The organism is Nakamurella sp. UYEF19 (genome assembly GCF_040546275.1).
In the GTDB taxonomy this organism is placed as follows: Bacteria; Actinomycetota; Actinomycetes; order Mycobacteriales; family Nakamurellaceae; genus Nakamurella.
The window spans coordinates 47,735-60,109 of sequence record NZ_JBEPNO010000026.1 but is presented as its reverse complement, the minus strand read 5'-3'; the positions used below and the strand labels follow the sequence as shown (position 1 = coordinate 60,109).

10 protein-coding genes and 2 pseudogenes are annotated in these 12,375 nt (G+C 65.9%); 7 read left to right on the top strand and 5 right to left on the bottom strand.

Annotated elements, in window-relative coordinates; genetic code table 11:
- Window positions 1-60 precede the first annotated feature (60 nt).
- A pseudogene (locus ABIB25_RS24510) lies at window positions 61-953 on the top strand (glucose 1-dehydrogenase).
- Between the two features lie 276 nt (window positions 954-1,229).
- Here ABIB25_RS24510 and ABIB25_RS24505 read toward each other — a convergent pair.
- The gene (locus ABIB25_RS24505; protein WP_354531151.1) at window positions 1,230-2,699 is read right to left on the bottom strand and encodes a YcaO-like family protein; all 1,470 of its coding nucleotides are present in this window, start codon (window positions 2,697-2,699) and stop codon (window positions 1,230-1,232) included.
- Window positions 2,700-2,915: 216 nt separating this feature from the next.
- On the opposite strand from ABIB25_RS24505, the gene ABIB25_RS24500 reads away from it, so the two are divergent.
- The 3 genes from ABIB25_RS24500 to ABIB25_RS24490 all read left to right on the top strand — a co-directional run bounded on the left by ABIB25_RS24500 (window position 2,916) and on the right by ABIB25_RS24490 (window position 4,782).
- Complete coding sequence (locus ABIB25_RS24500; RefSeq protein ID WP_354531150.1) at window positions 2,916-3,752, top strand: alpha/beta fold hydrolase; 837 nt, start codon at window positions 2,916-2,918, stop codon at window positions 3,750-3,752.
- Window positions 3,745-4,320: a TetR/AcrR family transcriptional regulator gene (locus tag ABIB25_RS24495; RefSeq protein WP_354531149.1), complete on the top strand. Its 576-nt coding sequence runs from the start codon at window positions 3,745-3,747 to the stop codon at window positions 4,318-4,320. The genes ABIB25_RS24500 and ABIB25_RS24495 overlap by 8 nt, the downstream gene beginning before the upstream one ends.
- Window positions 4,321-4,428: 108 nt before the next feature.
- Entirely contained in the window at window positions 4,429-4,782 is a 354-nt protein-coding gene (locus ABIB25_RS24490; protein ID WP_354531148.1) for a YciI family protein, read from the top strand.
- Between the two features lie 119 nt (window positions 4,783-4,901).
- Here ABIB25_RS24490 and ABIB25_RS24485 read toward each other — a convergent pair whose 3' ends face one another.
- Window positions 4,902-5,471: a hypothetical protein gene (locus ABIB25_RS24485; protein WP_354531147.1), complete on the bottom strand. Its 570-nt coding sequence runs from the start codon at window positions 5,469-5,471 to the stop codon at window positions 4,902-4,904.
- Window positions 5,472-5,527: 56 nt separating this feature from the next.
- Here ABIB25_RS24485 and ABIB25_RS24480 point away from each other — a divergent pair, with 56 nt between their 5' ends.
- Entirely contained in the window at window positions 5,528-6,496 is a 969-nt protein-coding gene (locus tag ABIB25_RS24480) for an aldo/keto reductase (RefSeq protein ID WP_354531146.1), read from the top strand.
- An 86-nt stretch (window positions 6,497-6,582) separates the two neighbouring features.
- On the opposite strand, the gene ABIB25_RS24475 is transcribed toward ABIB25_RS24480, so the two are convergent.
- The gene (locus ABIB25_RS24475) at window positions 6,583-7,212 is read right to left on the bottom strand and encodes a mycothiol transferase (protein ID WP_354531145.1); all 630 of its coding nucleotides are present in this window, start codon (window positions 7,210-7,212) and stop codon (window positions 6,583-6,585) included.
- 299 nt (window positions 7,213-7,511) lie between these two features.
- Here ABIB25_RS24475 and ABIB25_RS24470 point away from each other — a divergent pair.
- A pseudogene (locus ABIB25_RS24470) lies at window positions 7,512-9,261 on the top strand (KUP/HAK/KT family potassium transporter).
- Between the two features lie 41 nt (window positions 9,262-9,302).
- On the opposite strand, the gene ABIB25_RS24465 reads toward ABIB25_RS24470, so the two are convergent.
- Window positions 9,303-10,337, bottom strand: a complete 1,035-nt coding sequence (locus tag ABIB25_RS24465; RefSeq protein WP_354531144.1) for a LacI family DNA-binding transcriptional regulator — start codon at window positions 10,335-10,337, stop codon at window positions 9,303-9,305.
- A 233-nt stretch (window positions 10,338-10,570) separates the two neighbouring features.
- On the opposite strand from ABIB25_RS24465, the gene ABIB25_RS24460 reads away from it, so the two are divergent.
- A complete protein-coding gene (locus ABIB25_RS24460) occupies window positions 10,571-11,383 on the top strand; it encodes a phytanoyl-CoA dioxygenase family protein (RefSeq protein ID WP_354531143.1) in 813 nt (270 codons plus the stop codon).
- Here the strand turns inward: ABIB25_RS24460 and ABIB25_RS24455 are convergent.
- Window positions 11,322-12,353 (bottom strand): DUF4380 domain-containing protein, encoded by a 1,032-nt coding sequence (locus tag ABIB25_RS24455; RefSeq protein ID WP_354531142.1) that lies wholly within the window; start codon window positions 12,351-12,353, stop codon window positions 11,322-11,324. The two genes, ABIB25_RS24460 and ABIB25_RS24455, sit on opposite strands and share 62 nt — an antisense overlap.
- Window positions 12,354-12,375: the final 22 nt, after the last annotated feature.

Below are 12,375 nucleotides of genomic sequence, written 5' to 3'. Positions count from 1 at the left end.
ACAACAGCGAACTGCCGGGAATGGGTTGTAGGACAACGCCATTTCGAGCAGGAGCAGCGCATGAGCGATCAGTACACGATGAGAAACCCGGTCAACCAGTACACCTCTGATGACTTTCCCGAGCAGCAGCAGGACGGGCCTGGACTTGACGCCGACCTGGCCCCAAGGCCGACCACGGCGAGAAGTCCTACCGAGGATCAGGGCGGCTGTCCGGCCGCAAAGCCCTGGTGACCGGGGCAGACTCGGGCATCGGCCGGGCCGTGGCCATCGCGTTTGCCCGGGAGGGAGCCGATGTGGTCCTGAGCTACCTTCCAGAGGAGCAGGTCGATGCTGATGAGGTCGCTGCGCTGGTCGAGGACGCCGGGCAGAAGGCGGTGCTGGTCCCGGGGGACATCGCTGACGAGGCGTTCGCGCGCAGTCTGATTGCGACGACCGTCAGAGAATTGGGTGGGCTCGACGTCATCGCCAATGTCGCCGGACGCCAGCAGTTCGTCGAGGACCTGGCCGATGTCACGAGCGACAGCTTCCGGAAGACCTTCCGCACCAACGTCGACTCGCTGTTCTGGATCATCCAGGAGGCGCTGCCCCATCTGCCGGCGGGGGCCAGCATCATCAACACCAGTTCGATCCAGGCCTACTCGCCGTCGCCCATCCTTGTCGACTACGCCAGCACCAAGGCCACCATCAACACCATGTCCAAGGCTCTTGCCCAACAGCTGGCCCCCCAGGGAATCCGCGTCAACGTCGTCGCGCCCGGGCCCATCTGGACGCCCCTGCAGACTGCCGGCGGCCAACCACCCGAAGCACTGAAGGAGTTCGGCCAGCAAACCCCGCTGGGCCGGGCCGGTCAGCCCGCTGAGCTCGCCCCGGCCTATGTTTTCCTCGCATCGCAGGAATCCAGCTACGTGATCGGCGAAACGTTGAATGTCAACGGCGGTATGCCGACCCCGTGACGAGGACGGCCGCTCTTCACCTGCTGAGCGACGTGCGGTTGCATAGCTCCGTCGCCACCGTGCCGACTCCGTCGACCTAGGCTGGGGAGATGGTGGAACTCGTCTACTTAGCCCTCGACGTCGTCATGGGTCTGCTGATCCTCTGGGTATCGATCTACGTCATCTACCGCCTGGTCCACGAAGACCGTTGACCAAGCAGCGCCGGGGCACGCGCCAGCAGAAACAACGACGGATTGCGAGATCGGTGATGGTGCGGCGCTTGTAGCTCCAGGGCGATCAGCCGATCCGGCCCACTGCGTGCCGACGCGGTTCGCGGTAGAGCGGGTACAACTCCCCCACGGCCGCCTCGACCAGACTGCGATCGAGCCAGGCCGGGCCCCCGAGTTCAGCGGTGGCCGAATCGGTGAGGCGCACCTCCAGCTGGCCGGCGCGAGCCGGAGATCCTCTTCCGACGAGCGGGCTCCCACGGTCCAGCAGACGTTCCAGTACCCGTTGCCCGATGCGCAGATAGGACATCGTCTCCACCTCCAGACCGGGGACGATCACCTTTGCCGCGAAAATCTCACCGACCCGGCCGACGACGGTCAACACGTCGAACGCACGTAGACGCTCGAGCATGGTTTCAAGGAGCGTTCCGGGATCCATGGGAGAATGGCTCGGCAGGGCCGAAACGTTCAGTCGGCGGACTTCATGGCCAAGCATGGTCTCGGCGAGTTGTCGTTGCTGCGATGTCGTCATGGTGGCCCATTGCCGCATCTCCTCGAGGGCACGTAATTCCTGCGATCCTACGGGAAAGGTCATCTCCATCCGGTAGTAGTCCGGGAGCAGCCTTCTGACGTCGTCCATCGGGCCGAAGGCGAATGCCCGCCGGGCCCGAGAGGATGCGAATTCCAACAACGCCGAGGCAATCGCCGTCTGACCATCCGGGTGGGAGGCCTCCCCGATGGCGGTGAGAGCCAGCGGCGGTGGATGTTCGCTCGAGTCACGACCCATGGCATAGACCACGCACGCGAACTCTGTCGACGCGAGCTTCACGACAGGATCGATGCCGACCTTGCGCAATCGGTCGACGATATCCACGGCCGCGGCATCATTCAGCGAATTGAGATCGATGACCATTCCCTGATCCATCGCCCTGAAGGAAACGGTATCCCCGTCCCGTTGCACCAGTTCGAGAAGGGCATGACCAACCGCCCGCTCCACGGTGTCTCCCGCTCCCAGCCCGTTGGTGATCGGCGTGATCAACGGGGTGGGAGACGACCTTGGCAGGCCAGCGGGATCATTGGCGATGAACTCCACCGGCACCCAGACCGCTTCTCCGGTGCGCCACCGGGTGGCCGGTACCCAGGTGACGGCCTGATCGGGCCGATAGTTCGATCCAGCCGGCAGAGTGAGGGTCAACGGATCGGCTACCCCACCGACACCCTTGGCAGCAACCATCTTTTCGTAGGAAGTCGTGGTCAGCGGAAGGGTTCGTAGCGCCTTCGCCGTCACGACCCGTTCTGCCACTTCGCCCAGTGCACCCACCGACGCGGTAGACCAGGTCGAACCGTAGCCGACCCCGTGGGCCTCTCTCGGCCCGTCGTCTTTCCCGGACCAGACGGTAGCGGCGACCGGTACGCCGGTCCGGTCGAATCCGTCGAGCTTCCACTCCCGCACATGCCCCACCGAATCAAGGGCAGATCGATAGGACTCGAGGACTTGCGGGTCCACCTCGCGGCCGGAAACGATTGGCGCGCTGGTCATCGACGACCTCCTGTTGTCCGCGGTGGCCGTTGAGCGGGCGGCGGTCGTTCTTTCCATGCCCACCATCGGAGACGACCAAACCGATCCTTCTCACCCACCTACGGTCGCGAGCCGAGATCGCGACGGCACGACCAGGCGGCGGGTCGAGTCGATGCGGCCTGGCTGGCTAATTGTGCTAGCTTTGACCTAACGCAATTAGCCCACCCGGAGGACTTCATGACCGAGCACCTGACCATCGACGGCAACACCCTCGCATACGATGTGACCGGCGACGGTCCCCTCGTCGTGCTCGCCCACGGCATCGGCGACAGCCGGCACTCGTACCGCTTCCTCGCGCCGGGCCTGGCCGCCGCGGGATACCGCGTCGCAAATGTCGACATCCGCGGTTGCGGCGACTCCAGCCTCGGCTGGAACGGGTACAGCCGCACCGACATCGCCGGAGACCTCGTCGCCGTCGTGCGGCGTCTCGGCGGTCCGGCCGTCGTCATCGGTCAGTCGATCAGCGGCGGCGCCGCGACCATTGCTGCCGCCACCGCTCCCGAGTTGATCACCGGCCTCATCGAACTGGCGCCCTTCACCCGCAAGCAGGCGTTCGACTTCAGCGGGCTTCTTCGCGTGAAGCGGTTCCGGGCCGGATACAGCCGCCTGGCAATGACTCTCGTCCTGGGGAGCCTGCCGAGCTGGAAGAAGTACCTGGACCTGGCGATGCCGGTCAAGCCCGCCGACTGGGACATCGAACTGGCGCGCATCGACGCCAAACTCAGCGAACCCGGCCGGATGAAGGCACTGCAGGCCATGTGCAAGGCCAACCCCGGCGACGCGGGCGCGCAACTGGCAAACGTCCGCTGCCCCGTCCTGATCATCGAGGGCAGCGCCGATCCCGACTGGGCTGACCCGCATGCCGAGGGGAGGCGCATCCTGGCCGACCTGCCCGAAGGTCTCGGGGAACTGGCCGTCATCGAGGGTGCCGGTCACTACCCGCACACCCAGATGCCCGACGACGTCATGGCGCTGGCGCTGCCCTTTCTCGCGAGGACCGCGGCCCGTGCCTAGGGCCGGACTGGCCGCGGCCTCGGTCACCGAGGCCGGAGCGAAGCTGGCCGACGAGGTCGGTCTCGATCAACTCAGCATGGGCCTGCTCGCGCAGCGGCTGGGCGTGAAAACGCCTTCGCTCTACAAGCATGTCGAGAGCCAGGCAGATCTCCTCCACCGAATCGCCATCCTGGCCATGACCGAGCTGGGCGATGCCCTCCGTGACGCCACCCAGGGGCGTGCCCGCACCGACGCACTCACCGCCGCCGCCCGAGCCATGCGGAGGTTCGTCAAGGAGCACCCCGGCCGGTACGCGGCGGGTAACGGCGCCCGACCGACCGGGCCTGACGACCCGCTCATCCCGGCCGGCGACCGGCTGCTCGCCTCGCTCTCGGCGGTGCTGCGCGGATACCAGCTCGACCCGAGCCAGGAGATCCACGCGCTACGAATGCTGCGGAGCACGTTGCACGGATTCGCGACCCTCGAAGTCGCCCACGGGTTCCGGATCGACACCGACGTCGACGAGAGCTTCGCCTGGATGATCGCTCTCATCGACCACGGACTGCAGTCGACACCGCAGCTCACGTGATTCGCCCGACAAGTCCGGGGAGCGATGTCGAATGCGGGCAACGGCGTTCGTAGTGGGGAGGAGCGGGCACCCACGAGGGGTGCCCCGATCGATTGGAGATGATCCGCCATGCAGTTCCTATTTTCCGTCATCGATGACGTGACCCGCGTCGACAGCCGGACCGGCACCGCCACCCAGGCCGAGATGGATGCCATCGACGTCTTCAACGACCGGCTGGTCGCCGATGGTCATTGGGTCTTCGCCGCCGGCCTCGGTGCGCCCGATACCGCCACCGTCATCGACAACCGCGGTGGGAAGGCCCTTTTCACCGACGGACCCTTCGTGGAATCGAAGGAATACCTTGCCGGCATCTGGATCATCGACGCCGCCGACTTCGCCGCGGCGCGCGAACTCGCCGCCGAAGGGTCGAAGGCCTGCAACCGGAAGGTCGAGATCCGGCCGTTGCTGGGCGAGGAAACCTGATCCCCATCGGTCTTCAGCTCACGGATGTATGTCGGATCGCCAGCGACATTGCCTCGAGAAGCCCAGGGCACCCTGGGACGTTCGACGTCACCACCGCCGGGCCTCCGATCGGACGGCCCCTACAGGTCCTGCAGGCCCATTCGGTCACGGCGGTAGGCGCGTAGTGCAACGCCGAGCGATCCAGCCAGGCGGGACGCGGACTCGGCGTCGGCGAGCTCCACGCGGTAGGAGCGCCGCCCCGAGGTCGGTATGGCGACATCGGTGCCGCGCGTGTCCTCCACCAGGACACCGGGCTCGAGATGTCCGTACGGCAACGTGAACACCTCCCAGTGCGGGCGGAAACCTCCGGACGTGCGTGCGGCCACCAGCTTCCGATCCGTCACCAGGACCACGACCGCGTCCCGGAGCAGCACCCTTCCGTCGATCTCGCCGATGGCCTGCACCGGTTGCCGGAGCCACACCGCCTCGTCGGTTTCCAGGTACTGAATGACCGCGGCGCGTTCGCCCTTGGGCAATTTCCCCGGAACCGGGAGATCGTCGTACCCATCGGCACCAGTCCGCTTCGACTCCAACACCATGATCGCGCGCCCCTCCCTCGAGTGAAGATCGATACTTGGGTACTCCTCCACCTTGCCTGCGCCGGCGGCAGCCTGCCAGGAGGCAGGAAGTGGAGCGCGACGAAGGGCCACCGAAGCCTCCCGAGCGGATGAGACTGCACCAGCGCAGTCGTGGGCACACTGTAGGTATGAAGTTTCTGGAAGTGGCGGGGCTGGGTCAGGTCGGTCGGGTCGGACTGGGTACGTGGCAGTTCGGATCACGGGAATGGGGTTACGGCGACGGGTACGCCTCCGGCGCCGCCGCTGACATCGTCCGGCGGGCACGAGAGCTGGGGGTGAACCTCTTCGACACGGCGGAGATCTACGGAACCGGCAAGAGCGAGCGCATTTTGGGTGAGGCGCTGGGCGCGGAGCGTGACAGGGTGATCGTCGCCAGCAAGATCTTCCCGATCGCACCGTTCCCGTCGGTGGTCCGCAGCCGCGAGAAGGGGAGTGCCGACCGCCTGAAACTGGATCGGATCCCGCTGTACCAGATTCATCAGGCCAACCCGTTGGTGCCGGACTCGGTGATCATGCCCGGCATGAGGGGCCTGCTGGACGCCGACCGCATCGGCGCGGTCGGCGTCTCCAACTACTCGTTGGCGCGGTGGCGCAAGGCCGATGCCGCACTGGGTCGTCCGGTGGTGAGCAATCAGGTCCAGTTCTCCCTCGCCCATCCCGGGCCGCTGGAGGATCTGGTGCCGTTCGCCCAGCAGGAGAACCGGATGATCATGGCCTACAGCCCACTCGCCCAGGGACTGCTCGGCGGCAGGTACTCGGCCGAACTACGGCCCGGCGGCATCCGCGCGATGAACCCCTTGTTCGGCACGGAGAATCTCCGGCGGGCGAAACCACTCCTGGATCTGCTGCGCACCATCGCGGCCGCACACGATGCCAAACCTGCTCAGGTGGCGCTGGCCTGGTTGCTGAGCCTGCCCGGGGTCGTCGTCATCCCCGGCGCGTCCAGCGTCGAACAACTCGAGTTCAACGTCGCCGCAGCTGATCTCGACCTCGACACCGACTCGGTGGCGTCGCTCACGGCAGCCGCCAAGGCCTTCCGGCCGATCTCGCTGCCGCGCACGCTGCTGGAGAAGGCGCGCGAGAAGCTCCCTGTGTGAGCCCTCCGAGGAGTCGCAGACCCGCGAGCCATCCAGCCGACGTCGAATCGGGACGGGGTGCGAGAGCCGAGCCCCCGACCGATGCGTCAGGTGTGCTGCACACCGACGGGAGAGATACCCGACGCACTGACCCAACCCGCGGATGGGTCCTCTCCCACCCGGCCGTCGACGGCCTCCCGCAACAGGTCCGCGTGACCGGTGTGACGCCCGTACTCCTCCAGCAGGTCGTAGAGCAGTCGACGCAGGCTGACGACGAAGCCGGCGTCAGCACCCATCGTCACGCGCTGGGCCAGGTCGGCGTCCGACAGTGCCGCATGCAAACGCTCGTCGGACCGCTGGACGGCATCGTCCCAGAGGCGGTAGAGATCGTCGGCCGTCAACCCGGCGGTGGAGAAGCCGTATTCCTTCGACGAACCGCCCCACTCGGCCATCCCGGACCACGGTGGTCCGTAATCGGCGCCGGACAGCGCCATCCCGAACTTCTCGTCCTCGACGCACGCCAGGTGTTTGAGCAGATTCCCCAGGGTCAGATCGGACGCCCCGACGGTGACGGAGAGGCCGTCCAGGTCGAGTCCGTCGGCCTTCCAACGGAAGGTCGTGCGCAGCCGGGTCAGCGAGCCGAGCAGGTGTTCGACCTCCGATCCGGACAGCGGCGGCTCCCAGGGAGTCTGCGGCAAGGTGTCTTGGTGGGCCGGGGGCATCGCGGTGTCATCCATGCGCGAGACGCTACGACGCATTGCGGACGATCGACGTCCTGAATCCCAGATCAGATGAATGGGCGACCTTTGCTCGTCGACTCGAGCGACCATGTCAGCGTCCGGACGGTCCGCTCAAGAGGCGCTCGATGCCCGGTTGACCCTCGAAGCCAGAAGTCGCTCCAGTAGGCCAGCCCTTCGCGCTGCATCTGCCTGGCCCAACCAACGTTCGAACACCCGGCGGGGTAGTGATGGTGGCTCGACCCCGACCAGCTCAACGCCTCCACAACCCGTACTTGGATCAGCGGTGTCGGGTTTGGGTGCGGAGCGTGACCACCGAACTGACTCGCCCCGCCGGCGTCCTGCGCCTCGCCGTCGTCGTCGGTGCCCTCGGGGTGGTTTTCGGGGACATCGGAACGAGCCCGATCTACACCCTGCAGACGGTGTTCAGCCCGACCGACCCGCAGCCTGTGCCGGTGACGAACGAGAACGTGCTCGGCGTGGTTTCGTTGGTGTTCTGGTCGGTCGTGCTGATCGTCCCCGGCCATCTCGGTGCTCTCCGCGGTCGAGGGATTCAAAGTGGTCAACCCCTCGATGGACGACTGGATAATCCCGATCACGGTGGTGATCATCATCTGTCTGTTCGCCGGGCAACGCTTCGGCACCGCCGCACTGGGGCGCCTGTTCGGGCCGGTCATGATCGCCTGGTTCGTCGCGATCGGTGCTTGCGGAGTGGGGGACATCGCGGGCGAGCCGGAGATCCTCAAGGCACTGTCCCCGACCTATGCCATCGGCTTCCTGGCCGGTCATTTCGGTCTGGCCTTCTTTGCGCTGGCCGCCATCGTGCTGGCGGTGACCGGGGCTGAGGCCCTCTACGCGGACATGGGCCACTTCGGCAGGCGCCCCATCTCGATAGCGTGGATCTTCCTGGTGTTCCCCGCCTGCGCGTTGAGCTATCTGGGACAGGGTGCGCTGATCCTGAGGGATCCTGCGAACGCCAGCGCGCCCTTCTTCCTCCTCACGCCCGAGTGGGGCCGAACGCCGATGGTGTTGCCGGCCTGCGCGGCCACCGTGATCGCCTCGCAAGCCGTCATCACCGGCGCCTTCTCGGTCGCGGCCCAGGCCGCCCAGCTCGGTTACCTACCGCGGCTCCGGATCCTGCACACCTCACGCTCGACCTACGGGCAGATCTACGTGCCATGGATCAACTGGCTGCTGCTGGTCTCGGTCATCACCCTCGTCTTCGCATTCCGCAGTTCGATCGCGTTGGCCTTCGCCTTCGGCATGGCGGTCACCGGCACGATCACGATTACCACCCTGTTGTTCTTCTACGTCGCCCGTCGCCGCTGGCGGACACCGGGGTGGCTGCTGGCACTCGTGGCAGTTCCGTTGCTCGTCGTGGACCTGTTGTTCCTCGCGGCCAACCTCACCAAGATCGTCCACGGCGCCTGGTTACCCCTGGTGATCGCGGCCGTTGCATTCTTGGTCATGACGACCTGGCAGCGCGGTCGGCAGCTCGTCACCACCCGCCGGACGGCCATGGAGGGGCCGCTACGGAACTTCGTGGACGACCTCAACGCCGATCCGTCCCACGCCACCGTCGTGCCGGGTACGGCCATCTTCCTCAACCGCGGCATCGAGAACACGCCGCTGGCACTACGCGCCAACGTCGAGCACAACCACGTCCGACACGACCACGTCGTGGTGGTCTCGATCGACGTCGACACCATTCCCCGCGTCCGGGACGAGGACCGCGTCCAGGTCGACCCACTCGGCACCATTGACGACGGGATCACGCACGTGGCGATTCGCTTCGGGTACACCGAGACGACGGACGTGCCTGCGGTCCTGCATTCGCTGAGCTACGAGCAGACCGAAGGACCGATCGACCTTGCCGGGGCGACGTACTTCCTGTCCAAGATCGAACTACGCAGGGGAGACTCTGAAGAGATGGCCCAGTGGCGCCAACGACTGTTCATCGCCACCTCGCACATCACGTCCGACGCAGCGGAACAATTCTGCCTGCCCCGCGATCAGGTCGTCCTCATCGGATCGCACGTCGAAGTCTGACACCTCCGGTCCGGACTAGCCCTCGTCCAGGTCTACCGGTGTCAGGTCGGCGGTGTGCCTGCTGGTGGGGCGGTGCTTCCCCGCGGCTGGATCTCGGCTTGGCTGTCTCGAAAAGCTGCGGGCTCGGCCCCGTCGAGGAGATCGAGCATGCGGCGCGCCGTATGGCTGCCCAGGGCTTGGATGTCGCGGCTCATCGCCGACAGAGTCGGATGCGTAATCTTGCACAGTGACGAGTCGTCCCACGCCAACAAGGACAGGTCTCGGGGAACGTTGAGACCAAGTTCGGTGGTGACCGACAACCCCGCGACTGCCATCACGTCGTTGTCGTAGATGATCGCGGTCGGTGGCGCCGATGACGTGAGCAGCTGGCGGGTGGCCCTGGCTCCGCCTTCTCCGCTGAAGTCGGTGGGTACGAGCAACTCCGACTCGACCGGAATGCCAAGATCGAGGCTGATGGAGCGCATGGCTTCGGTGCGCTTGCTGATGTGCGTGAGGTAGGTCGGTCCGGTCACCCGCGCGATCCGGCGGTGGCCGAGGGTGTAGAGGTATCGAAGAGCGCTGTCCATCGAGGCGTGGTCGTCGGTCCACACGCAGGTGAAGCCGCCGGCCACCGTTGGCGACCCGATCACCACGGTGGGCACGTCGAGGGTTCTCAGCACCTCGATGCGCTGGTCGTCGTGGACGATATCGACCAGAACCACGCCGTCCACCTGCCGATCCCGCCACCAGGCGCGGTGGATGTCGCTCTCACGTTCCCGGCTCGCCGACATCTGCAGCATCAGGGACATCGAACGGCTGGAGAAAACTTCTTCCATCCCGGCGATGAATTCCATGTAGAAGGGCTCGGCGCCGAGCAGTTTGGCCGGCCGCGCCAGCACCAAACCCAGGGCGTTGCTGCGTGCACCCGATAGTTTGCGGGCGGTCTGGCTCGGGGTCCAGTTCAGCTCACGCGCAATCGATTCCACCCGTCGACGGGTTTCGGCCGAGACACCGGGCAGTCCGTTGAGGGCGTAGGAGACGGCGCCCTTGGACACACCGGCCCTGGCCGCGATGTCCGAGATGGTGACACGTTTCATGCGCCGATCACCGCCTCCCGATTCGGCCGGATCCGCCCCTGACAGGGCATTGAACGGAAGCCTAACGTCGGCCCCAGCCCCGCCGGGGTGCGGCTCGCCCCCAGGCGGTCGAGGTCAGTAGGTCGTCGAGCTACTGCAGAGCGCCGGAGACGGCGAATGATTCGGCAGCATCATCCATTTGTCGGCCTCAATCGTCCATGGTCAAAAGCTTGGCTCGACGGCAGGGTGGAGGGATGACCAACAACCTCACCTCCTGTGACAGCAAGCTTGAATTCGAACGTGACGGAGTAGAACTCGCCCGTGGACTCCTACCGTTGGTGGACGTCGAGACAATCCGCGACACTTTCATGCAGCAGGTCGAGTCGGACCGGCTTGCGCTGGCCGCCGACGACAAACTGGCCCAGAACGACATCCTTTCGCAGTACCCGCGCTTCATGCAGCCGCACCGCCGCCGCGACCTGAGCGCCGGCCTGGTGGCCCGGAAAACAATGGTCGACGCTCGGATCACCCAGATCGTGACGCGATTGATCGGAGCAGCACATGGTGCCCAGTCGATGTTCTACTTCAAACCACCGACCGCTCGCGGCCAGGCCATGCACCAGGACAACTACTTCCTGCGCAGCAACCCAGAAACATGTCTGGCTGCATGGATTGCCATCGACGACTGCGACGGCGGGAACGGCGCGCTGTCCGTCGTTCCCGGTTCGCACCGCATGGAGGTCGTGTGCCCGGAAGAGTCGGACGCGAGCGAGTCCTTCACCAGGGGCCTGGTCCGGCCACCTGAGGGCATGACAGCCGTGCAGACGGAGATGAATGCCGGTGACGTCCTGTTCTTCCACGGAAGCCTGGTCCACGGGTCACTGCCCAACACTTCGCTCGACCGGTTCCGTCGCTCGTTGATCTTCCACTACGTTCCCACCGCGAGTAAGGAGATCTCACGGTGGTATCTACCGATGACCGACTTGTCCACCGGCAATGACGTATTCATCGGTGAAGCCGGCGGCGGTGGCCCGTGCGGTGAGAGCTGGGAGGGTGGTGCGCACTGATGGCCCACCCTGCCGGGACGAAATCGCTGGTCACTCCGACGACAACGGTCATGGAAGTGCTCTCCCCCTGGGCGAGCGCGACCATCGGGCCCAACACCTCGCTCTCGATGATCCGGGCGGGCGGATCGAGCCCACCGAGATGCGCAAGCCGCTCGGCGAGCGGGCATTCCAGCCAGATCTCCGCCCTCGACCCACGGTCGGGATAGTCCCCGTCGTCGGCCCACGGAGCGGGCCAAAACCGTTGCGTGACAGCAACACCGTCAATCCAGGTAGCCAGACGACCGGTCGCGCCGGGCACACCCAGCTTGCCGACGACGTCCTGACAGGGCACGAAGACGACCCGTTCAGTGATCCGATAGGACGGAAATCCGTTACCGGACAACAACTCGATGACGGAACCAGGTCGATGCACCACCTCCGCGTACCAGCCATCCCGAACGTCGCCGGATGGGTCAGCGCGCAGTTGGAGGACGTTCCAGACCGCCCACCTCACCGGGCGTAGGACGGCCGTGAATTGTTGGTGCAGCTCGAATTCCAACGAGTCCGGGACCAGCACGATCGTTCTGGTGACCTGCAGTCCGCTCCGCGGATCGGGCGCACTCGTCATGACGAGCGCAAGCCGTTCGTCCTCGATGGCCAACACCGGTTCGTAGGGTCCCGAGTCGAGGACCGGGTCCGGCGGGCCGGCCCATTCGGCCGCACCCGACCAACCCTGCGGGGCCGGCCAGGTCTTGTCCCCACCGTAGTTGCGCCAGGATGCCATGGTGCGGTCGAGCGCCGGGAGAGCAGAGTCGTCGAGGCGGTGCAGTCGGTCGTCGATCAGTACCTCGTTGCGATAGAGCAACTCTCGGTGGTTCCACTGCAGGGACAACAGGCGGCCACCGAGCGCCGGCACCACGCCGAGCCGCAACCGTTCGTTGGACAGCCAGAACACCGCATCGGGTCCACTGACGTCGACCTCCGCGATCATCCCGCCCACCTGAGTCGACCTC